A 22491-nucleotide genomic window follows, 5' to 3' on the forward strand; every position below is an offset into this window, starting at 1 on the left:
AAAACATAGATAAAATGAGGGTTATAGATGAATAAGAATAAGATAAGAAAACTATATGAAGATTATGACTATGAAGAAATATACAATAAGCAAATAGAAAAATTAGAAGAGTATGAAGATTTAAGAATTAATAATAATTATGTCTATGTAGTTAAAACAATAGTAAGTGGAGAAATGGTAGAAAAAGAAATTTATCCAGTATGGAAATGCAAAGGGGATATACCAAGGAGTAATAAAAATAAGAAGTCAAGTAAATCGCAACAAAATCTTAATAAGAAAAATAAAATAAAAGAGGTAGTTAGGTTAGTAAATACTAATTTTAAAAACGGAGATTTATATGTAACTTTATCTTATTATGGAAAACCACCAAATAAAGATAGGGCAAAAAAAGATATTGATAATTATATAAAAAGAATAAAGCGCTGGTGGAAAGTAAATAAACCAAATGAAGAGTTTAAATATATTTCAGTAATTGACTATGTAGATGATCCTACAAAAAGCAAAAGGACTAGAATACACCACCATTTAATAATGTCAAGGATGGATAGGGATATAGCAGAAAAGAAATGGGGACTAGGAACAGCTAACGCAAATAGACTACAAGCGGATGAAATTAAGTTTGAAAAAGTAGCTACGTATATAGCTTCTCAAAGTAAAACAAGAATAGGAAAATCAAAAAACTTAAAGAAACCAACAGTAACTATAAATAGAACTATATTAACAAGAAGAAAAGCTGAAAAGATAGCAAGAGATGAAAATTGCCATAAAGAGTTTTTTGAAAGTAAATATAAAGGTTTAGATTTTATAGATACTACAACATATATATCAAATAAATTCTCAGGAGTATATATTTATACGAAAATGAGAAAACGGGAAAGGGTGAGTAAATGAATATAGAAGAAGATTTAAAAATATGTAAAGAAATATTGCAGCAATATAAGAAGTTAACAACAGAAGATGGAGAAGGAGCATTTAAATTAAGTCAGCTGTCTATAGCTATGTATGACAGACTCAATGAAATTAGATTACAAGTAAATACATTAGAAGTCAAAGAAAGACATACAAAGTCAGATATAAAGGAATTTCTACGAAGTAAAATGAAGGTTATGGAATATATACATGTAGAAAGTAGAGCAATTTTTAATGCTGTTAACAATGATAAAAAATTCAAAAGAGAATAGGAAGGTGAGAACATGCCAAAAAATCTAGACATGGCAAACAAGGGAAGAGCATTTGAAGAAGAGGTAATAAGAGCAAATAGGTATTACAAAAACATAGGACAAGCGTTAATTCAAAAAATAAGCACTCCTTGGAATGTAATAAGAAGAGGAAGTCAAATAGTATCAGCATTTCCACAAGGAAAGAGTACTCTTGACTTTAGGGGAACGATTAAAGGGGGAATTTCTATATCCTTTGATTGCAAGGAATCAGAAGATGAAAAGGGACTTCCATTAAAACATATTCAGGATCATCAAATAGAATATATAAGATTTGCTTTAGAAATGAATGAAACAAGCTTCATATTATGTTCAATGAAAAAGCTAGATAGAGTTTTCTATATACCAGGTGAAATAGTTCTTGAGTATTGGGACAGATGGCAAGAAAACAAAGGGAAAAGAGGATTTAACTATATACCAGTATTGGATATGAAAGAAATTTTCTATGAAGAAAATGCTAATTTAAATTATTTAAAAGTATTGGAGGATAAGTAAATGATAGATAAAGCTATTGAAAAAATAAGTGATGAAATAGAAAAAGAAAAGAATGCATATGTAAAAGTTATAGGCCAATACCTATTAGGAATTATAAACAATAATGAAGATGCAGCTGAGAAGATACTAGATAAAGATAAAACTATAATGAAGAGCTTAGAGGCTATGAGAAAAGAAGCTGAAAAAGTTAAAGTAGGAAACATGGCCATGATTAGTGTGGGTGATTTAAAAAGAGAAGGTGATGATGTTATTAAATTTACATCTTTTGAAGAACTTCTAAGAGGTTGGGATTCAAAAGCTCCACAAATAATAGCTTGCAAAGAATATTAATATTCTTCAAATCAGCTACAAGAAATGAAAAGTAAATAATAAATATGGCATGAGCATTGAAGAAGATATGACACCAGTAGATAGTGTAGATATGCCTTTCTAAGAAGTGAATAATTTGAAAAAAGTACGAAGTAATAAAAAAAGGAAGTGTTTTTATTAATGGGAAGATGTAACGTAGAATATAAAGGTAAATATGCTTGTTTTTCAAGTATAGTAGACGCATTTGTAACAAAATTTATGAATAAAGAAGATTATGAAAGATGGAGGTTATTGGAATATGGTAAAAACCTTAGACCAATAGAATTTAATATGAAATCTATAGATGATGTTTCTTTTTCTATAAGATTGAATCGTAGCCATGATGAAGCAATAGAATGCTTATTAGAATGTGGGATATCTAAAGAAGAATCAGAACAAATTATATATGAACTGGAAACAAAATATTATGTACCAATTCCTAAAGAAAATAGTAAATTTGAATGTCCTAATTGTGGAAAGGAAATCGAAAAAGACCAATTAGAATGTGATGATGATACTTGTTCACTTAAATTTGTTTGGAGAATATAGTGCGTAATTCAAATAGAAATTGAAACTATTACGAAATAAGAAAATAAATAAAAGAGAGGTTATTGGTGTTAGTATAAAGTAGTGGACACATTAAGTCGAACTAAGTAAAATTATATTTAGTTAAGAAAGGATGTGTCCATTATGGGAAGTGGCAAAAGGTATGATCAAGAATATAAAAATATGATAGTAGATTTATTTAAATCAGGAATGAGCTTAGCAGAGCTAAGTAGCGAATATGGCATTGCAAAATCAACAATCAACGGCTGGGTTAAAGATGTAAAAGAAGTTAAAATAGATGAAAATGAATCTATGACACTTAAAGAAGTAAAGGCTTTAAAAAAGGAAATGGCAAGGATTAAAGAGGAAAATGAAATATTAAAAAAAGCTATGGCCATATTTGCAACAAGAAATTAAATCAAGTAATACTATTTATAGATAATAATAAAAACAATCATGATATTAAGACTATGTGTACCGTTCTAGGCGTAGCCAGAAGTACATATTATAAATCTTTTGATAAAATTAAATCTTCAAGAGCAATAGAAAATGATGCATTAAAAGCAGCGATTACAAGGATATATAAAGCTAATAAAGGGATATATGGTGCTCCTAGGATTCATCATATACTTGGTACAGAAGGCTTTAATGTGTCAATAAAGAGAGTTCAAAGAAAAATGACTGAACTTGGTCTTTGTGCAATAACTGTAAAAAAATATAAGCCTCATTCAAATAAGAAAGTAGCAGAAGATTTAGAAAACGTTTTAAATAGAGATTTTGCAACTACTTCTATTAATGAAAAATGGGTTGGCGATATTACATATATTCATACTATCAAAGATGGTTGGTGCTATTTAGCTTCAGTTCTTGATTTACATTCAAAAAAAATAATTGGCTACGCCTTCGGTAAAAGAATGACTAATGATTTAGTTATTAAAGCTTTAAAAAATGCCTACTACAGCCAAAATCCAGATAAAAATAAAAATTTAATATTTCATACAGATTTAGGCTCTCAATATACTAGTAATGATTTAAAAGAGCTATGTATACAGTTTAATATTATACAATCATTTAGTAAAAAAGGTTGTCCATATGATAATGCTTGTATAGAATCTTTTCATTCTTCAATAAAGAAGGAAGAAATCTATAGAAATACATACCGTACCTTCGAAGAAGCCAATATAGCTATATTTAAATATATTGAAGGCTGGTATAACAGAAAAAGGCTACACTCTTCTATTAATTACATGACTCCAAATCAATGTGAATTATTAGCTAGAGGTGTAGCATAAAAAAAGTTTGACTTTTTGTGTCCAAGATATTGACGTAAGACCAATTATGAATGGTATGTAACACCTTGGAATATAGCAAAAACCTTAGAATGGTACAATGAAGAGTTTGGTGATGATTTAACAGAGGATAACGTAGAGGAACGAGATTTATATAATGATGGAATGTTCCTTCTAACAGAAGATGAAGGTGATATTTCTGACCTTGAGGGAAAAGATGAATTAATAAGTTATATAAAGGTAGATGGTAAATGGAAACAACACCCTAAGTTTGGAGATTTAATGAGGATAGATGGAATGGTTCATAAATACTGTTCATTAAAAGTTGCAATTGAAGAATTATATGGAGATAAAGAATTACTTGAACCAGAAATAATTGCTTCTACAGATTTTTAATACGTATTTCAAATAAATTAAGATCGGACTACATAAGTAATCCGATCTATATAAAAAGGAGCGATATGTAGAATGTATATTAAGATATTAAAATCAACAGGTAATGAATGGTATAGCAAATGCATAGGAAAAAGATTTAAAGTCCATTCAGAAAGCAGAAAAGGAGGACGAGGAAAATATATTGTAAGACTTGAAAAAGAAGATAGATGGTTAATGAATGGACATATGTATGGTTGGGTAGACCAGGAGCATTGTATATTATTAAAGCCATTAGAATGTGAATCAATCGAAATTGTTTAAATGATTATATGGAGGAATAGAATGATACATGAATTAAAAACTGAAAGTAAATATTTTAATGAAGTAGTCAAGGGAAGAAAAAAAGTTTGAAGTTAGAAAAGATGATAGACCTTTTAAAGTTGGAGATAACTTAAAATTAGTTGAATATAAAGATGGGAGATTACAGTATGCAGAATGCAATGTAACCATAACGTATATTCTAGGTAGAAATGAAGATGAAAAGAAATATGTACCAGAAGGTTACGTTATCTTAGGATTTATATAGGTCGAAATTTTTTATATAGGAGGAAGAAAAAATGAGTAAGAGAAAAACATTTAAAAAGACCATAGAAATATTTCTTGTTTTAATCATATTTACTTTTAATAAAACTTGTTTAGCTGCAACTGTAGTAAGGAGCTCTCCAGCTAGAGTTGCTACTAGATCTTCTACAAGTAGTTTTAAAAGTGGATCGTTTAAATCTAGTAGTAAATCAAGTTCGAGCACTAGCAAAACAAATAAAGTGAAAAATAATTCAAGCAATAAGGAAACAAGTAAAAATAATAAAGCAAATACAAAAACAGAATCAAAAAATAAAACTACAGTAATTAAAAAGACATATATAAATAATAACAATACAACTTATATAAATGATAGAGGGGAAAGCTACAGGACGAGCTTCTGGGACAATTACTGGTTATATAGAATGGCAACTAGTCATAATACAGCAGTTATTACAACGAATGGAACTACTGAAACAATTAACTATGGATTCAGTGGAATATGGAAAGATATCTTAACAGGAGTTATCATAATTTCAACAATAGCTGGTGTAGTATTTTTGATAAAAAGGAAAAAATATTAAATAGGAGAAGAGGATATATGTATAAAAATATAATCACATATGAAGAATGTAAAGTAATTTGGGATAGAACAAAGAATCCACTAGAAAGAAAAACTGCAATAAAAAAAGTATGTGAAAAGCTTCATATACCAGTTTTAAAGTATAGTGAATTTATAGGTAACTATTGGGATAGATACATTAATCAAGCATTTAATAAAAAGAACTATAAATAATGAACTATAGGAGGCAAGAGTAATGAGTAAGGAAAAAACAAATTTAGATATAATCAACGAAAATGTAAAAAAGACAATAGAAAAAACAATAGAAGCAAAAACTATAGATATAGCAGATAAAATAATAGAGAAGTTAAATAGTTCAAATAAAATAAAAAATGAGTTGTCTTTTTATAAAAGAGTAGAACTATTACTATATAATTACGAGAATTTAAAAGAAGCAGTAAATCAGAAGGAAGAAGCGATAAAAGATTTAGAAAAATTTGGACTACCTGAAAAATCAAAGAGTATTGTTGTTTTTAGTTCTGCTAATAGATCTACTCAAGGGGATAGATATACAGAATTAAAAGAAAAGTATATGTTAGAGAAGTTAGAAACTGAAAGAGATTTAAAAAGAATAGATAATGCATTAGATAAAATAAGAGAAGATAGATACTTTAATATTATTAGATATAAATATTTAAATGAAGAGGAAGAAAAGATAAGTACAGATGAAGAAATTGCGGAAAAATTTAATAAAGAGAGAATAACAATAATTAGAAATAGGAAGAGGTTAATAAATAAACTAGTAACAATATTATTTCCTGAAAGTATAAGGGACGTTATATAATAAATGTTACAATATATGTTACTTTATATGATATTGAGAACATTAATGTTACGTAGTAATATGATATTGAAAGAAGTTTACTTAGAACTCTCATAAATCCTTAAAACCCAAAACCCTTTATAAACATCAGTATAAAATATTAAAAATTAAATAACCCTCAAATGGACAAGGATTACAAAGAAAAGCACTTAATGATTATTCATTAGGTGCTTTTCTTAATTTACAGAAGAGTATAAAATTGTAAGTTGGGGTGAAGGTGTGGATAATTTTACAATGATTATATGGGGAATAGGTATATTAATTTCTGTCTAGCTTTTTAATATATAAAGAAGATCATAAACTTCTCGAAATAAATATTGAGGTGATTTTATGAGAAATTTTTTTAAGGTATATACTCCTGATTATAAGGAAATATGCAGATTTAAAAAAGAGTTTGAAAAATTTGAATCTAACATGACGTTATTAAGAGAAAGTATATTTAACTGGTTGGGGAAAAAGGATAATAATGAAATAGAAGATATTGAAACAATGTTAATAGTTGAGATAGAGGAGATAAATAAATTTAGTTTACAATCTTCCATATTTCCGATAGTAATTTTTTTTCTAGGTATTATGGGAACGATGTATAAAGAATCAGGAGCTATGTATATTTTTTTAATAATACTGGTAACTTTGCTTACTATATTAACTATTGGTATGATAAGGACTACAAGATATTATAAGTATTATAGTTTCCTACAAAAAATGATATTAAGATATAAAAAAGAAAAGTCTAAATAGCGATAAATTTATTAAGGTTAGCTAAATAAAGAGTTAGCCTTTTGTTATATATAAACAGAAAGGAGTGGCATTAATGGCCAAGTTAACACCAAAACAAGAAAGGTTCGTAGAAGAGTATTTAATAGACCTTAATGCTACACAAGCGGCTATTAGGGCAGGATATAGTGCAAAGACAGCGAATGAGCAAGGGAGTAGATTGTTAACAAATGTTAGTATACGCACGTGTATAGATGAAGCTATGGCGGAAAGATCTAAACGTACTGGAGTTAATGCGGATAGAGTATTAATAGAACTAGCAAGACTAGGATTTGTTAATGCGACAGATGTTATAAATATGGATACAGCTACAGTTAAATCTAATGCTAATAGAGATGATACAGCAGCAATAGCAGCAGTTAAGGTAAAAACTATCCCTACAGAAGGTGGGGGCGAGATAACTGAAAGGGAAATAAAACTATATGATAAAACTAAAAATCTTGAACTTATAGGAAAGCATTTAGGAATGTTTAAAGATAAGTTAGAGGTGAAAGGGAATGTAGATATAGGTATGGGAAAATTAAACTCTATATTAGAGCAGTTGGAAATTGAAGAGGAAGAGTAATTTCGAATAACTCTAATTTAGCGAAATTAGAATAAATGACAGAAACACAAGGTTTTAGAATTATAAATATATTAAAAACAGTTTAATATTTGTAAACTTTATTCATTAAAATATACATTTCGTAGTAAGTAAAACGAAATATATGTATTGGGGGTGGTGATTAATGTCTAATGATTACAAATTATCACCCAAGTACAAAAGATTTTTAAAGTATAATGCTCCAGTAGAATTTCTAGAAGGTACAACAGCAGCAGGAAAAACAACAGTAGGAATATTAAAATTTATGTTACAAGTTGCTAAGTCACCTAAGAAAATGCATGTTATAGCATCTAAAACAACTGGTGTATGTGAAAAAAATATAATTCAAAAGGAGTATGGGATTACTGATGTATTTGGTGATTTAGTTAGATATAACGGAAATGGTGATAAAGATAATAAAATACCTCATATTAGGTACAATACACCTAATGGGGAGAAGATTATATACATCTTAGGCTATGATAATGCCGATAAGTGGAAAATGGCTTTAGGGTCTCAATTTGGATGTGTATTAATAGATGAAGTTAATACAGCAAGTATTGAGTTTGTAAGAGAGATATGTACAAGAAATGATTATCTTATGGCTACACTTAATCCAGATGATCCAAACTTACCTATCTATTCAGAGTTTATTAATTGTGCTAGACCATTAGAACAATATAAGAAAGATGTACCGGTAGAAATATTAGAGCAACTCAATTCAGAAGAGAAGCCTAATTGGACCTACTGGTTTTTTAGCTTCTATGATAATGCATCTTTAAGTAATGAGGATATAGAGAAAAAGAAGTTATCAGCTCCTAAAGGTACTAAGCTTTATAAGAATAAAATATTAGGGCTTAGGGGAAGAGCAACAGGATTAATATTTTCTAATTTTGAAAGAAAGAACAATGTTATAAGCAAAGAAAAAGCTAAAACATATAAATTTATTCAATTTAGTGCTGGTTTAGATACAGCATATTCAGAAAGTAGTCCAGATACATTAGCAATGACTTTTACAGGAATAACTGATAAAGGTAAATTAGTAATACTAGATGAGGAAGTATATAATAATAAAAATTTAGAGATACCATTAGCACCTAGTGACATAGCTCCTAGGTTTTTTAATTTCTTAGAGAGAAATAGAAAAGAATGGGGACTTGCAAGAGATGTTTTTGTAGATTCAGCTGACCAGGCAACTATAACAGAGCTTAAGAAATTTAAAAGAACTAATCCGTGTGTATATAATTTCTTAAATGCTTATAAGAAGATAACTATAATAGATAGAATTCACTTAGCATTAGGTTGGATTAATGTAGAGAATAAAATATATTATGAAGTTTTAAATACGTGTATAGAGCATATTAGAGAGTTAGAGAGCTATAGTTGGAAAGAGGATAAATACGAACCAGAAGATAGTAATGACCATACAATTAACTCTAGTCAGTATGCATGGATACCATTTAGAACAAAGATAGGAAATTATAAAGGAGAATAGATATGGGATTAATAGGAGGATTTAAAAGTATGTTAACAAAAGCAGCAATTAAATATTTAAATGTGCAGCCTGCATCACAAAGTAGTATTAATATACAAGAAGCATATACCTATGAAACTAATCTAATAAGAAATAAACTTTGGTACAGAGGTGAAGCTTACGAGCTAGAGCAATTTTTTAAGAACATAAGTAGTGATCCAGTTAATAAAGCAAGGTTTTGGAGTGCTGTACCCAGTGAAAATTTAAGTATTAGAAAGATACATAGTGGATTACCAGCAATGATAGTTGATAGGCTTAGCGATATTATAGTAGCGGATATAGATAGTATTGAATTAGAAAATGAAGAAGAGAATAATATTTGGGAAGAAATAAGAAGAGATAATAAGTTCGATGAAATGATAGGCGATGTTATTTCTAAAGTTTTAGTAAGTGGAGATGGAGCATTCAAAATATCAATAGATAATGAAGTAAGTGAATATCCTATACTAGAATTCTTTGATGGGTCCATGGTTGAATATGAAACAAATAGAGGAAGATTAAAAGAAATTAAGTTCATAACTTATTATAATAAATCAAATTATAAGAGATATAAGCTAGTAGAGATATATGGTAAAGGGTATGTAAGGTATAAGCTTTATGATGAAAGAGATAATGAAGTAACTTTATCAGCTATAGAAGAAACATCTAATCTAGTTAATGTAACGTTCAATGGTGATTTTATTATGGCATTACCCCTAATGCTCTTTAAAAGTGTTAAATTTGAAGGTAGAGGAAAGAGTTTGTTAGATAATAAATCAGATGCCTTTGATGCTTTAGATGAGGTTATAAGTCAATGGATAGATGCAATAAGAGATGGAAGAGTACAAAAGTATATTCCAGAGGACTTAATACCTAGAAATCCCAATACTGGAGAGTTATTAAAGCCTAATTCATTTGATAATAAGTTTATAGCGGTAGGAACGAGCCTTGCAGAAAATGCAAATAACCAAATAGATATGAAACAAGCTGATATTAATTATTTAGCTTATGTAGAAAGTTACGCTAATGCAATAGATATGTGTTTACAAGGTATTATAAGTCCTTCTACATTAGGAATAGACCTTAAGAAAACAGATAATGCAGAAGCACAAAGAGAGAAGGAAAAGACTACTTTATATACAAGAAATAAGATAGTTGATACCTTGACAGAAGTAATACCACATTTAGTTGAGATAATATTAAAAACTAATGATGTTCTTAACAAAAAATATCCTGGAGAATATGAAGTATCAATTGCTTTTGGTGAATATGCTAGTCCTAGTTTTGATACAGTAGTAGAGATAATAGGAAAAGCTAAGTCTTATGGAATAATGTCTATTGAAAAAGTAGTTGATGAACTTTATGGAGATACGATGACAGATGAAGAAAAGAAAATTGAAGTACAAAGAATCAAGGAACAAAATGGAATGGTTGAAACGGAAGAACCGAAGGTTGTAGATGATGAAGACTATAACAATAATCCAGAGGAAGTGGATTTAGATGGCCAAGAAGAATAAACCTAGTAAGTTAGTAGAAATACTTAAGAAAATAAATAAGCAATATGTAAAAGATGAAGTTAAAAAAGAAAGAGATAAATCTTATGATATTAGAAATATATTTGAACAGATGGAACTTGATTTAATTTCTAGTATGCATAGGGCTTTTTATTTTCATCAAAACGAACAAAAAAAAGAAGGTTTTGAATGGGAACAATGGCAATTATCTAAATTAAGAGCTATGGAGCAGTATAGGAAAAGAAATAAGAAGATAGTTAGTAAATATAATAAGCCTATACAGAAAGCTATAGATAAGGAGTTAAGAGGAAATTTTAATAAAGGTGAAAGTAGAGTAACTAGATTAATAAATAAAGTTAAACAAATCATTAAGCTTAAACCCAAAAATCAATCAATAGAGTTTCCAGATGATATAGAAGAGAAACAAACTACTAGAGAATATATATCTAAAGAGTTAGGAAGGGAAAGTAAACCTCCTAAGGAAGAAAATTTCTTTGGGGTTAATGAAAAAAAGCTAGAAGCATTAATATCTACGGTAAATAAAGATTTAAATAAGGCTCAATATTCAGTCCTAAGAAAGATGGATGATGTATATAGACAAACTATATTTAAAACTCATATGTACTTGCAAAATGGTGCTAAGACGTTAAATCAAGCTATAGATATGGCTACTAAAGATTTCTTAGATAAGGGCATTAACTCTATACAATATAAGAACGGTGCTAATGTTAATATAGCAAGTTATGCAGAAATGGCATTAAGAACAGCCAATCATAGAGCTATGCTTTTAGGAGAAGGTAGCAAGAGAGATGAATATGGAATACATTTAGTAGTTATCAGTGCTCATTCCAATACTTGTCCTAAGTGTGAACCATGGCAAGGAAAGATAGTTATAGATGATATATTTAGTTACCCAAGTACAGAATATATTGAGAAGTATAAAGATAAATATAAATTGGTAAGTGAAGCGATAGAAAAAGGACTACTACATCCTAATTGTAGACATTCATTAATTACTTATTTTGAAGGTATAACAAGACTTCCGGTAGTTCCGGATGGTAAAGAAGCTATTAAGACTTATGAAGCTGAACAAAAGCAAAGAGCACTTGAAAGAAAAATTAGAAAGTGGAAAAGGTTTGAGGGGGGCTCACTTGATGAAGAAAGTAAAAGTATAGCTAGTAATAAAGTTAAAGCGTTAGAAACAAGCCTAAGAACACATCTAGATAATAATAAACAGCTTAGAAGAAACCATAGCAGAGAGAAACTTATAAGTGGGATAGAAATAAATGATAGTAATATAGAATCAGAAGTATTGAAACAAAAATCGCTTAATGCTAAAATTAAAGAAACTAGAGAGTATATAAGGACTACTCAACCTTTAGGAATTGACGTTGGAAAGCAAGGTAAGCATATATTAGGGCATAACAACTATATTGAAGGTAGAAGTTATTTAAATATATTTTTAGAAGAAGCACAAGAACTTGTTAATAAATATGCTGGTACTGGAATAATAAGATTAAATCAAAAAGGCGAATGGGATGGAAAAGAAATTATTAAAGCTGATAAAGATATTGGTGTGAATGTAAATAATAGAACTAATGTAAGGAGTAATACAAATAGATTCAAAATCCACTATTCAAAGAAAGGAATTCATATAGTTCCAATGGAAAAGGAGTGATAGCATGAGATTGTGGGAGTATGTAGGTAAGGAGATAGAAGTAATTTGTGTAGAGGGTGAAATAATAAAGGGTAAATGCACAGACTTTACTCAGGCACTGGATAATGAACCAGAAGTTGATAGTATTGGAGTAGAAGTAGGTAACTTAAGCTATGAACTTTATCAGAATGAAATAGAATCAATTAAAGAAGTATAAGCACTTGCTAAGTATATAGTAAGTGCTTTTATAATCCTAATTTTTAGGATAACATATAAAAAAATAAAAAAAAAGACTATATTTGTAAAAATGCATCCTTTACAATGGTAATAATTAGAAAATAAATTAATTAAAGTCAACTTTGTATCTTAAACATAGATAAAAATATAAAGGAGATGAGAATGATGAAGAAATACAAAAAAATTATTAGTTCAATTTTAGTACTTAGTATGATTTTATCAATTAATACATCTTTAGTACAGGCTGCTACAAATGAGGAATATAATATATCTGATATAACTACATTTGATGATGGAACCTTAATTTTAGGTGAAAAAGAGGTTGAGGTTTTATTATTAATTGAAAATATGCCAGATGATATTATTGAAAGTGGTGCATATAGTGTTAATAAATATTTTGCGGAAAATGGACGACCAGATTTAACCGTTTCAGATACTGTTAGAAGTAAAAGAGGAGTAGTAGGGTGTGTTTCAGCGATAGGAATTGCTGTTTTAGTAAATTTTACTCCAGCTAAACTTGCAAAAGTTAAGAGTGTACTTAAGGCTGTTGGAGGCGCTACAAAATTTGTTAATAAGACAGTAGGATTATATAATAAATTCAAAGCTGCAAAGGGAAAATTAGCAGCAGCTAAAGCAGCAGTTTCGGGTGCAGCTGCAGGTGTTTCAGGAAGAGATATATTACTTGAACTATTCTCGTTAGGAGGAGTATACTCAGCATGTTTTGAGTAATTATATAAATTTATGAAAGATTTTTGGAAAAACATAGTGTTAATAATGCTTGCAATATCTTTTTTTGGAAGTATATTTAAACTTTTTGATTCATACTTAATTATAGATGGAATGTTGCTAATAAGTTTTATTATACTTTTATTTTTGAGATTTGATAAAAATAATTAATATATTTTAAATACAAAGTTGAGTACAAAGTTTAAATTGAGTAAAAAGTCTTAGGAAACTAAGGCTTTTTATTATGCCCAAAACGTGCTTAAGGCTTTAAACTGTGCATGGAAATAACAGCCGACAGGCTATAAATGGAGGTAGTTAATGTTTATAGTAAATTGTAATTTAAGAAAGCAACTAGGTATGGGTAGATTACTCCAAGCAGATGGGGGAGATGGCACTGGAGCTAATGGTGGAGAAGGTAGTCAAGATGGTGGTGAAGGTTCAAAAAATGAAGAAGATCCAGAAGAAAAGACGTTCACTCAAGCTGATGTTGATAAGCTAATTCAAGAGAGAGTAGCTAGAGAAAAGAGAGGGCAACTTTCAAAAGAAGAATTAAAGGCTTATAACGAGTGGAAAGAAAGTCAAAAAACAGAAGAAGAAAAGAAAAATGAAGCTTTGACTAATGCTGAAAAAGCAAGACTTGCAGCAGAGGAAAAGGCAACAGCACTTGAAGCAAAAGTAACTTGTTTATCTAAAGGAGTTATAGCAACTTCTGTAGATGATGTAGTTACATTAGCTAAAGCTATGGTTACAGAAGAAGTAACAATAGAACAGGCTATTGATAAGGTACTAGAAAAGTATCCAAGCTTTAAGGGAGAACAACAGCAACAACAAGAAGAGAATAAAGGCTTTAAGATTGGTGCAGGAGCAGCGCAAACAAAAAATAATGTAAATGATGCTTTATCAAGAGTATTTGGAAACAAATAAAAATAAGAAATGGAGATGATTTTTAATGGCGGTATATAGTTATGCTGAACAATTTGAAAGAGAATTACAACAAAAATATGTAAGGGAGTTAACATCTTATGCATTAACGCAATCTAATCCAGGTATTAAGTTTATTAATGCGCAAACTATTAAGTTACCTAGATTAACTTTAAGTGGTTATAAGGACCATAATAGAAGTAATATGGGATTTAATACTGGAACTATAGCAAATGATTGGGAACCAAAGAAACTTACACACGATAGAGATATAGAGTTTGCGTTAGATCCAATGGATATAGATGAAACAAACTTAGTTTTAGAAGTAGCTAATATCCAAAATGTATTTGAAACAGAGCAGGCAATACCAGAAAAGGATAGTTATAGATATTCTAAATTATATGCAGAAGCGAAAGCTTATAAATCTAAAGGTGCTGTTATTGATAATACAGTTCTTACAATAGCAAATATATTGGATTGGTTTGACACTCAAATGGAGAAGATGGACGATTTAGGAGTACCAAGCGAAGGAAGAATACTTTATGTTACTCCAGCTATGTATAAGTTACTTAAAAATGCTAGTGGTTTAACTAGAAATATTGATGTAACTTCTAATAATGGGAAAATAGACAGAAGAGTTTACTCTTTAGATGATGTAAATATAGTTAAAGTTCCTAGTGCAAGATTTAAGACAAAGTATGACTTTAGTAATGGATGTGCTCCAGCAAGCGATGCAAAACAAATTCATATGATGCTTATTCACCCTTCATGTGTTGTATCAAGGGATAAATATGCTTACATGAAGTTATTTACACCAGGGACAGATAGTCGTACAGCTGATAAATATGTATATCAAAATAGATATTATACAGATACATTCCTAATAGAAAATAAATCTTGTGGTATTGCTATAAATGCAGAAACAGAAGGCTAGAAAGGAGTAATATATGAAGGCAAGTAAGGACAATAAAGTTTACATCATAGATGAATCACAGAAAAATTACTATAAGTCAGAGGGATATGATATATATGACTCTGATGGGAAAATATTAGAATATGGAGAAGGTAAAAAGGTTTCATATGAACTTTATAAAGAATTAGAAGATAAGGCTGCAAAGTTAGAAAAGGAAAATAAAAAACTTAAGGAAGAAATTAAGGAATTGAAGAAGGGTGCTTAATAGTATCCTTCTTTTAATTTAAGGATGTGATTAAATGGCTTATGTAGATATTTCATATTATAAGGAAACCTTTAAAGGAACAATACTTCTAGATGAGAGTATAGAAAAGAAACTTGAAAGAGCATCAGATCAAATTGATACACTAACTTATAATAGAATAAATGGCAAAGGGGTTAATAACCTTACAGAATTTCAAAAGGATAAAATAAAAAAGGCTATATGTATTCATGCAGAATTTACTGAACAGTATGGAGAGTATATAAATATGCCTTTAAGTGGTTTTAGTGCTGGTAGTACATCGGTTAGTTTTAATACAAATAAAGTTAATGGAATTACTACTACACAGGAAGTATTAAATTACATTAAGCAAACTGGCTTAACTTGTAGGAGGGTTTAATTATGGGATTGAAATTACCATTCCCTAGATGGTTAGCTAATACACCTATAGAAGTATGTTTTGAAGGTACTAATGCAGATGGTGATTATGAAGAAAAGTCTATTTATAAAGGTATGTGTAATTTTACAGATAAAACCAAACAAGTACTAAATGCAGAAAAACAGTTAATCACTTTAAGTGGCAAGGCTGTAATAGAAGGTCCTATTTACAATGGTCCATTTGAGGGATATGTAAAAGTAAATGGAATAAAGAAAAAGATTTATTCAATTGAAAGACCTTTAAATCCAGATGGAACAGTATTTAGTACAGAGTTAAATTTACAATAATGAGTGTAAGTGTAAAAATAGAGCTCAACAATGCAAATATAAATAGGCTTATAGAATCACATAGAAAAGCTTTAGAAATGACTGGAGATGCTGTTTTAAGCGATATAAAAACAAGTGCGGTAGTTCCTAAAGATACTAGCACATTAGAGGATAGTGGCTTTGTGGACACTACAGGAATTAACTTGGGTTATACAAGACTTATATTTGATACCCCATATGCTAGGCGTTTATATTGGCATCCGGAATATAATTTTCGTACAGATAAGAATATAAATGCACAAGGTAAATGGATGGATAGTTATTTATATGGGGATAATAAACAGTTTGTTATAGATGCCTATGCTAAAAATCTTAAAACTATTAGCAAGGGGTTGATTAAGTAATGTTATTAAGTGAGATAAGAGAATATTTAAAGACTAAGATAGAAAGTCCACAATGGTACTTAAATAAAGTAGGAGATAAGGAAGAAAGTATTACAATTTATAATACAGTAGGACCTATGCCTAGAATAGCTTTAGGAGGTTTAGCACAAACAAGTTACACCACGAAGGCTATTTCTATTTTAGTACATTGGGGGAAAAATAGTAATAAAGCTGAATTAAAAGCACAAGAAGTTTATAATGCTTTCTTTGGTCAAGATGGAACTATAGGAGGAAAGAGAGTTATTCAGTTTAAAATGAAAACAGATTCTCCTATTTATGTTGGAAGTGATTCAGAAGGTATTATCGAATATGTAATTGAAATAATAATTTATTATGAAAGGTAGGTATAAATATGACTGCATTTAGTGGAGTATTTCCAGTATATAATTTAAAGTTTAAAATTGGAACAAAAGGTAAAGCAAGTGTTGACCAAGATATGGCAACAATAGCTGACATGGAAACTTTTTCTATAAGTATTGATGGTACTGTAGAAGGTTGGACACCTATGACTACAGCGGGTTGGGAAAGAAGTTTAATGACGGGCAAGAAATTTACTATAGGTTTAAATGGTAAAAGAAATGTTGGAGATAAAGGAAATGATTATGTAGCTGCTATAGCTTGGAAAGATGGATTAGAGTGCTCTACAAAAGGAGAAATAGAGTTCCCAGATGGCTCTAAACTAGCATTTGATTGTGTAATTAATGTTAAAAATGTTGGTGGCGGAGATAGTACAAATGTAGCTCCTTTAGAGTTTGAAATGATAGGTGATGGAAAACCAACATACTCACCAGCAGCAGGATAGGAGGGTTAATAAATGGCAAGAGTATATGATATTATAAATAGATTAGAAAATGGTAATCAAAAGCCGGTGATAAAATTAGATGAAGATCATGAATTTAAAATAAATAATAGTAAAGCAGCTGCATTTAAAATTATGGCTATTGCAGAGGATAAAAAAATAAAAGATGATAAAAGGCTGGAGGATATAGTTAAGGTTGCTTTAGGTAAAGAAGCTTTTGAATATATTGAAAAGTTAGACCTTAGTATGCCAAGTTATAATATGATAGTTAATGTAATAATGGCAGCTATTGCAGATGTAGAGTTAGAAGATATTGAAAAAGAAGCAGAGAAAGCGAAGAAATCTCCCAGGGGATAAATGGTACGATATATTTGAGGACTTTGACTTAATAGAAGCAAGTTTTGCAATGCAATACAATATAAGGCTTAGAAATGAGCCGGATATGACATGGAGTGAGTTTTCTACATTATTGAAAGGAATAATGCCAGAAACTCCTCTGGGTCAAATTGTATCTATTAGAAGTGAAGAGGATAAGGATATGCTTAAGAACTTTACTAAAGAACAGCATAAAATAAGAAATGATTGGAGAAACGGAAATAATGCTATTGGAGATATGACAGAAGAAGAAAAGCAAGAAGAAATAAGAAAAGTACAGGAAATATTTGCAAAAGCTTTTGGATAGTATATACTAAAACTAACAAATTGTTGTTGGAGGGGTATATATGAGTGAGACTATTTTTTGTACAAACTGTGGGAATAAGTGTGAGTCTACTTTTAAGTTCTGTAATAATTGTGGAACTGAATTGATTTTAGATAAGAATTTCCAGACACAGAATAAACTAATTGATAATATGGAATCTAATGAGGGAAATATTGAGGCTATATCTATTTTAGAAGAAACAAATTACAATAAAATAGAAGCGATAAAAAAATATGGGGACTTAACCGGTGTAGGGCTAAAAGAAAGTAAAAAAATAATCGAAGAAAGTTATAATAATATAAAGGGAATTGTGGATAAAGGGAAGATGATAGCAACTGCTACATTGAAGTATTTTGGATCACATCCATATTATCCTAAAGAGTGTACTATTACATTGAAATTGTATAAAGATTACTTGGTTTTTTCAAGTTTATTTGGGGCAAAGGTAGATATACATATTTCAGATGTTTTAAATGTAAAGATAGAAACAGAAAAGGAAGTTGTAAGAAGATTTACAGCAACTAGAATTGCATTATTTGGACCATTTGCACTAGCAATGAAAAAGAAGAAAGTAAATAAAAAGAAATATCTTATAATTGAATGTAGAGATTTTACATTAACTTTTGAAGAATGCTTTACAGCGAGAATTTTTTGTAAGTCATTATATGATGCTATGATAAAAGCAAGATAATATTTTAAGCACTTAGTTTAATACTAGGTGCTTTTATTATGATTGAAAGGAGAGAAAGTGATGAGCGATAGTGTAGGTAAAATTAGTTTAGATCTAGAAGTCAAAAGTGATTTAGGAAAGCAAATAAGTTCTATAAGTGGACTTATAGCTAAGAATTTAAAAACTTCATTAAATGCAGGAGCTAAGTCAATGTTTGATGGAATGAAAAAAAATGCTAATAGTAGTGTGAAATCATTAGATTCTAATATTAAGTCTATGATAAATAGAATGAGAAGTAATTTAAAAGATACACTGAAATCTGTATTTGAATCAGTAAAAAATGTTAAATTACCACAAGTGAAATTTCCTAGAGCTAATGTTGAAAAACCTAAAATATCTAATATGCCTAAGACTAATACATTAAGAGGACCGCCAGTTAAATCTATTGATAAAGAGGTTTTAGCAACTCAAATTGATGGTACAGCTAGAGATTTAGATATTACTAATGCAAAAATAGAGCAACAAAGAGAAAAGCTATCAAAATTGAAAGAGTCTTTTAAAGATACATTTAATCAAAATACTAAGAGTAAGATTAACGAACAGATACTTAAAACAGAAGGAACTATAAGTAGTTTAATAAATAAATCTGATAAATTAGGGTTTAAATTAGCTGATTTAGATGCTCAATTTGCTAAGTCAAGTAATGGATCTAGCAATTCAAGTAATAATTATAATAAAGTCAAAAATTCATTAAATCAAGTTGATAATTCAACTAAGAAAGCTAATAACTCTATGAGAGCTCATAGAAGTAATATATCTATAATTGCTAGAAGTATGTTTACTTGGGGAATAATGTTTCCTATGATTTTAAGTGGACTTAAATCAATGGGAACAGGTCTTTTAAATAACCTAAAGACTAATGAACAGTTCTCTAATTCTTTAGCACAAATTAAAAGTAATTTAATGATTGCATTTACACCGATATATCAAGCTATACTACCAGCTATTAATGCTCTAATGAGTGCTTTGAGTATTGTAACTCAATACATTGCTAGTTTTATAAGCGCTATATTTGGAAAAACTTTTAATCAAAGCAAGCAAGCTACACAAGGTTTAATAGATGCTAAGGTAGCTATGGGGGCTTATGGAGATAGTGCAAAAGAAGCAGGAAAGGCTGCAAAAGATGCATTAGGATTAGCAAGCTTTGATGAAATAAATGCTTTAAATTCCCAAAATGATAGTGGAGATAGCTCTGGAGGTGGTGGAGCATCTAAAGTTCCTCAATTAGTAGCACCAGCATTAGATACTAGTAAAGTTGATAGTTCAATGAAGTTATTAGTAGATAGAATTAAAGACTATTTTAAAACTTTCAATTTTCAACCATTAATAGAATCTTTTAATAAAGTTAAGGTAGCAGCTACCCCAATAGTAAATAATTTAGGGAAAATATTAAAATGGTTTTTTGTTGAAATATTAGATCCATTAGCACACTGGACCATAAGCGATTTATTACCAGCATTTTTTAATTTGCTCGCAGGAGCATTGGATTTCTTAAATCCTATCTTAGAGGTATTTATGAGTTTAGGAAAATGGCTATGGGATAGTTTTTTACAACCTATTGCTAGTTGGACAGGCGGTATGATAGTAAGTATATTAAATGGATTAGGAGATTCCTTAAGCAATATAGGGAAATGGATTAGTGAACATAAGCCTTTGGTAGAAGATTTGGTACTGGTATTAGGAAGTTTTGCAGCCGCTTGGGGGTTAGTAACAGGAGCAATGAATCTATGGAATATGGCTGTTGGTATTTGGAACTCTGTAGGGGTAATAGCAACAACTGTTACTACTGGATTTGGATTAGCTATGAAAGCTGTAAATTGGCCAATAGTAATAGCAGTTGCAGCTATAGGAGCTATAATTGCTATAGGAGTATTGCTTTACAAGCATTGGGATGTTGTAAAAGCTAAAGCAATAGAAGTTTGGGACTTTATAAAAAATAAATTTACGCAGTTTAGTTCATGGATGGATAGTATATTCTTAACGGATTGGTCTAAACAATTTGGTTTTCTTGGAGATATAATGAATGGCTTATTACAACCTGTTCGTTCTGTATGGGAAAGTGTTAAACAAATATTTAGGGGAGTAGTAGATTTCATAGAAGGAGCATTTAGTAACGATTGGTCTAGAGCGTTTAAGGGGCTAGTCAACATTTTTGGGGGAATTATGAGTGGCATGACAGGGGTAATGAAACTACCTTTAAATGCAGTTATAGGACTTATAAATGGAGCTATAAACGGATTGAATAAAATATCTGTTAATATTCCTAGTTGGATTCCTGGGATAGGAGGTAAAAGTTTTGGAGTTAATATACCTAATATACCATATCTAGCTAAAGGAGGTATTATAGATAGTCCTACTCTTGCAATGGTAGGTGAAGCTGGTAAAGAAGCTGTAGTACCTTTAGAAAATAATACACAGGGATTAGATTTACTTGCATCTAAACTAATAGAAAGATTAGGGGGAACTAATATATCTAGTGGTGAAAAGGATAGAGCAATACAAATAATATTAAAACTTGGTGATATAGAGTTTGCTAGAGTTTTAATAGATAGCATTAATAAATTAACAGAAATGAATAATGGTGAATGTTTAATTAATTTATAGGGGAGTTGGTATTTATGTCTTATTTAAAGATTAATGGAGTGGAAATGCCTGCTCCTTTACCTTATACAGCAATGATAAGTGATTTAGATAGTAATAAATCTAGCAGAAATACAAAAGGAAGATTGTATAGAGATAGAATTGCAATAAAAAGAAAGCTTGAACTAGAGTGGGGAATATTAACGCAAAATGAATGTTCAGATATATTAAATGCAATTGCACCAAAAGAAGTAAATGTTGAATTTTTAGATCCGCAAAGAGGAGTTATAATTTGTACAATGTATGTAGGAGATAGAACGATGCAAAGAATTGAAACAAGTTCAGGTACACTTTGGAAAGGTCTTAAATTTAGTTTAATAGAATGTTAGGTGTTGTATAAATGAGTAAGATAATTATAGATAAAAAAGGAATTAATATTATTAATGGAAAGTTAAAAGTTATTAAAAATAAGGAAGGAATGATTTAAATGTTAAAAATAAATAGAAGTATATCGCTGTCAGGGGTTAGTATGATAGAGGGGCAACAAGTAGTACATATGAGTGCTACTATAAGTACAGATGCAGGTAGCAACGGAAGTACAACTAGAACAATATATAGCAAAGAGTTGTATGATGCAAATAAAGTAGAAATTAGAAAAGATCTAGATGAGTTTGATAAGGCGGTATATAAGATAGAAGATGAACTAGCAGCTAATAAAGATATAGTAACTAGAACGGAGGTACAAGCATAATGAAATTAAGTAATAAACAGTTAGTAGATAGCGTTGTAGTTTTAAATAGACTAACAGGAATGAATTTAAATATAAAAGTTAGTTATGCAGTAGCAAGGAATATTGCAAAGATAGATAAAGAAGTTAAAGTTTATAATGATGAAAGAGCAAAATTATTAGAAAAATATTGTGTAAAAGATGAAGAGGGAAAGCTAAAAATCAATGAGCAGGGTGATCTTAACATTAAAGAGGAATGTTTAGAGGATTGGAATAAAGATATAAATCAATTGATGGATATTGAAAATGAAGTTGATATACATTTAATAGATCCATGTGATTTAGAAAAATGTAATTGTGATATAACTCCTGGAGAATTAATTGCTATTGATTATATGTTTAGATAACAT

The 22491-nt window shown here is 29.6% G+C and carries 32 protein-coding genes and 2 pseudogenes; all 34 read left to right on the forward strand.

The genetic code is table 11. The features are described from left to right. The first annotated feature begins 27 nt into the window (after positions 1–27). The 34 genes and pseudogenes from ACYQ1T_RS13050 to ACYQ1T_RS13215 all read left to right on the forward strand — a co-directional run bounded on the left by ACYQ1T_RS13050 (position 28) and on the right by ACYQ1T_RS13215 (position 22488). The gene (locus ACYQ1T_RS13050) at positions 28–891 is read left to right on the forward strand and encodes a rolling circle replication-associated protein (RefSeq protein ID WP_459834711.1); all 864 of its coding nucleotides are present in this window, start codon (positions 28–30) and stop codon (positions 889–891) included. Continuing rightward, positions 888–1181, forward strand: coding sequence for a hypothetical protein (locus ACYQ1T_RS13055; RefSeq protein ID WP_459834712.1), 294 nt, complete (start codon positions 888–890; stop codon positions 1179–1181). Before ACYQ1T_RS13050 ends, ACYQ1T_RS13055 begins: the two co-directional genes overlap by 4 nt. Before the next feature lie 12 nt (positions 1182–1193). Continuing rightward, complete coding sequence (locus ACYQ1T_RS13060) at positions 1194–1712, forward strand: Holliday junction resolvase RecU (protein ID WP_459834713.1); 519 nt, start codon at positions 1194–1196, stop codon at positions 1710–1712. Next, entirely contained in the window at positions 1713–2042 is a 330-nt protein-coding gene (locus ACYQ1T_RS13065; RefSeq protein ID WP_459835507.1) for a hypothetical protein, read from the forward strand. 159 nt (positions 2043–2201) lie between these two features. Further along, positions 2202–2609, forward strand: coding sequence for a hypothetical protein (locus ACYQ1T_RS13070; RefSeq protein ID WP_459835510.1), 408 nt, complete (start codon positions 2202–2204; stop codon positions 2607–2609). A 141-nt stretch (positions 2610–2750) separates the two neighbouring features. Continuing rightward, positions 2751–3898 (forward strand): annotated as a pseudogene (locus ACYQ1T_RS13075) (IS3 family transposase). Between the two features lie 162 nt (positions 3899–4060). Next, positions 4061–4291, forward strand: coding sequence for a hypothetical protein (locus tag ACYQ1T_RS13080; RefSeq protein WP_459835512.1), 231 nt, complete (start codon positions 4061–4063; stop codon positions 4289–4291). A 72-nt stretch (positions 4292–4363) separates the two neighbouring features. Then, a complete protein-coding gene (locus ACYQ1T_RS13085) occupies positions 4364–4591 on the forward strand; it encodes a hypothetical protein (RefSeq protein ID WP_459835514.1) in 228 nt (75 codons plus the stop codon). A gap of 136 nt (positions 4592–4727) precedes the next feature. Next, positions 4728–4856, forward strand: a pseudogene (locus ACYQ1T_RS13090) (DUF3850 domain-containing protein); the annotation flags it as partial. A gap of 31 nt (positions 4857–4887) precedes the next feature. Continuing rightward, a complete protein-coding gene (locus ACYQ1T_RS13095; RefSeq protein ID WP_459835516.1) occupies positions 4888–5433 on the forward strand; it encodes a hypothetical protein in 546 nt (181 codons plus the stop codon). Positions 5434–5450: 17 nt separating this feature from the next. Next, a complete protein-coding gene (locus tag ACYQ1T_RS13100; RefSeq protein ID WP_459835518.1) occupies positions 5451–5645 on the forward strand; it encodes a hypothetical protein in 195 nt (64 codons plus the stop codon). 22 nt (positions 5646–5667) lie between these two features. Then, on the forward strand, positions 5668–6255 hold the full coding sequence (locus ACYQ1T_RS13105; protein ID WP_459835520.1) for a hypothetical protein: 588 nt from the start codon (positions 5668–5670) through the stop codon (positions 6253–6255). Between the two features lie 369 nt (positions 6256–6624). Continuing rightward, positions 6625–7035: a hypothetical protein gene (locus ACYQ1T_RS13110; protein WP_459835522.1), complete on the forward strand. Its 411-nt coding sequence runs from the start codon at positions 6625–6627 to the stop codon at positions 7033–7035. 73 nt (positions 7036–7108) lie between these two features. Further along, positions 7109–7636 carry a terminase small subunit gene (locus ACYQ1T_RS13115; protein WP_459835525.1) on the forward strand — a complete coding sequence of 176 codons (528 nt, stop codon included), beginning with the start codon at positions 7109–7111 and terminating at the stop codon, positions 7634–7636. 163 nt (positions 7637–7799) lie between these two features. Next, the gene (locus ACYQ1T_RS13120) at positions 7800–9149 is read left to right on the forward strand and encodes a terminase large subunit domain-containing protein (RefSeq protein ID WP_459835527.1); all 1350 of its coding nucleotides are present in this window, start codon (positions 7800–7802) and stop codon (positions 9147–9149) included. 2 nt (positions 9150–9151) lie between these two features. After that, the gene (locus ACYQ1T_RS13125; RefSeq protein ID WP_459835529.1) at positions 9152–10684 is read left to right on the forward strand and encodes a capsid protein; all 1533 of its coding nucleotides are present in this window, start codon (positions 9152–9154) and stop codon (positions 10682–10684) included. Further along, a complete protein-coding gene (locus ACYQ1T_RS13130; RefSeq protein WP_459835531.1) occupies positions 10668–12359 on the forward strand; it encodes a phage minor capsid protein in 1692 nt (563 codons plus the stop codon). Before ACYQ1T_RS13125 ends, ACYQ1T_RS13130 begins: the two co-directional genes overlap by 17 nt. A 4-nt stretch (positions 12360–12363) precedes the next feature. Then, positions 12364–12555, forward strand: coding sequence for a hypothetical protein (locus ACYQ1T_RS13135; protein WP_459835533.1), 192 nt, complete (start codon positions 12364–12366; stop codon positions 12553–12555). A gap of 182 nt (positions 12556–12737) precedes the next feature. After that, on the forward strand, positions 12738–13304 hold the full coding sequence (locus tag ACYQ1T_RS13140) for a hypothetical protein (protein WP_459835535.1): 567 nt from the start codon (positions 12738–12740) through the stop codon (positions 13302–13304). A 315-nt stretch (positions 13305–13619) separates the two neighbouring features. Further along, complete coding sequence (locus ACYQ1T_RS13145) at positions 13620–14225, forward strand: hypothetical protein (protein ID WP_459835537.1); 606 nt, start codon at positions 13620–13622, stop codon at positions 14223–14225. A gap of 25 nt (positions 14226–14250) precedes the next feature. Continuing rightward, positions 14251–15156 (forward strand): capsid protein, encoded by a 906-nt coding sequence (locus tag ACYQ1T_RS13150; RefSeq protein WP_459835539.1) that lies wholly within the window; start codon positions 14251–14253, stop codon positions 15154–15156. 13 nt (positions 15157–15169) lie between these two features. Then, entirely contained in the window at positions 15170–15400 is a 231-nt protein-coding gene (locus ACYQ1T_RS13155) for a hypothetical protein (protein ID WP_459835541.1), read from the forward strand. Between the two features lie 34 nt (positions 15401–15434). Beyond that, the gene (locus tag ACYQ1T_RS13160; RefSeq protein ID WP_459835543.1) at positions 15435–15797 is read left to right on the forward strand and encodes a head-tail connector protein; all 363 of its coding nucleotides are present in this window, start codon (positions 15435–15437) and stop codon (positions 15795–15797) included. Positions 15798–15799: 2 nt separating this feature from the next. After that, entirely contained in the window at positions 15800–16123 is a 324-nt protein-coding gene (locus ACYQ1T_RS13165; RefSeq protein WP_459835545.1) for a hypothetical protein, read from the forward strand. Continuing rightward, positions 16123–16506 carry a hypothetical protein gene (locus ACYQ1T_RS13170; RefSeq protein WP_459835547.1) on the forward strand — a complete coding sequence of 128 codons (384 nt, stop codon included), beginning with the start codon at positions 16123–16125 and terminating at the stop codon, positions 16504–16506. Before ACYQ1T_RS13165 ends, ACYQ1T_RS13170 begins: the two co-directional genes overlap by 1 nt. Then, the gene (locus ACYQ1T_RS13175) at positions 16506–16889 is read left to right on the forward strand and encodes a phage tail terminator protein (RefSeq protein ID WP_459835549.1); all 384 of its coding nucleotides are present in this window, start codon (positions 16506–16508) and stop codon (positions 16887–16889) included. Before ACYQ1T_RS13170 ends, ACYQ1T_RS13175 begins: the two co-directional genes overlap by 1 nt. An 8-nt stretch (positions 16890–16897) precedes the next feature. Then, positions 16898–17347, forward strand: a complete 450-nt coding sequence (locus ACYQ1T_RS13180; RefSeq protein WP_459835552.1) for a phage tail tube protein — start codon at positions 16898–16900, stop codon at positions 17345–17347. Positions 17348–17359: 12 nt separating this feature from the next. Then, positions 17360–17701 carry a hypothetical protein gene (locus tag ACYQ1T_RS13185; RefSeq protein WP_459835554.1) on the forward strand — a complete coding sequence of 114 codons (342 nt, stop codon included), beginning with the start codon at positions 17360–17362 and terminating at the stop codon, positions 17699–17701. Next, on the forward strand, positions 17658–18026 hold the full coding sequence (locus ACYQ1T_RS13190) for a Gp15 family bacteriophage protein (RefSeq protein WP_459835556.1): 369 nt from the start codon (positions 17658–17660) through the stop codon (positions 18024–18026). Before ACYQ1T_RS13185 ends, ACYQ1T_RS13190 begins: the two co-directional genes overlap by 44 nt. A 40-nt stretch (positions 18027–18066) precedes the next feature. Further along, positions 18067–18735, forward strand: coding sequence for a ribosomal protein L7/L12 (locus tag ACYQ1T_RS13195; RefSeq protein WP_459835558.1), 669 nt, complete (start codon positions 18067–18069; stop codon positions 18733–18735). Between the two features lie 60 nt (positions 18736–18795). Next, complete coding sequence (locus ACYQ1T_RS13200) at positions 18796–21378, forward strand: phage tail protein (RefSeq protein ID WP_459835560.1); 2583 nt, start codon at positions 18796–18798, stop codon at positions 21376–21378. A gap of 14 nt (positions 21379–21392) precedes the next feature. After that, the gene (locus ACYQ1T_RS13205) at positions 21393–21743 is read left to right on the forward strand and encodes a DUF6711 family protein (RefSeq protein WP_459835563.1); all 351 of its coding nucleotides are present in this window, start codon (positions 21393–21395) and stop codon (positions 21741–21743) included. A gap of 98 nt (positions 21744–21841) precedes the next feature. Further along, complete coding sequence (locus ACYQ1T_RS13210) at positions 21842–22105, forward strand: hypothetical protein (protein WP_459835565.1); 264 nt, start codon at positions 21842–21844, stop codon at positions 22103–22105. Then, on the forward strand, positions 22105–22488 hold the full coding sequence (locus ACYQ1T_RS13215; RefSeq protein WP_459835567.1) for a hypothetical protein: 384 nt from the start codon (positions 22105–22107) through the stop codon (positions 22486–22488). Before ACYQ1T_RS13210 ends, ACYQ1T_RS13215 begins: the two co-directional genes overlap by 1 nt. The last annotated feature ends 3 nt before the right edge of the window (positions 22489–22491 follow it).

This window comes from Clostridium carnis (assembly GCF_054657435.1).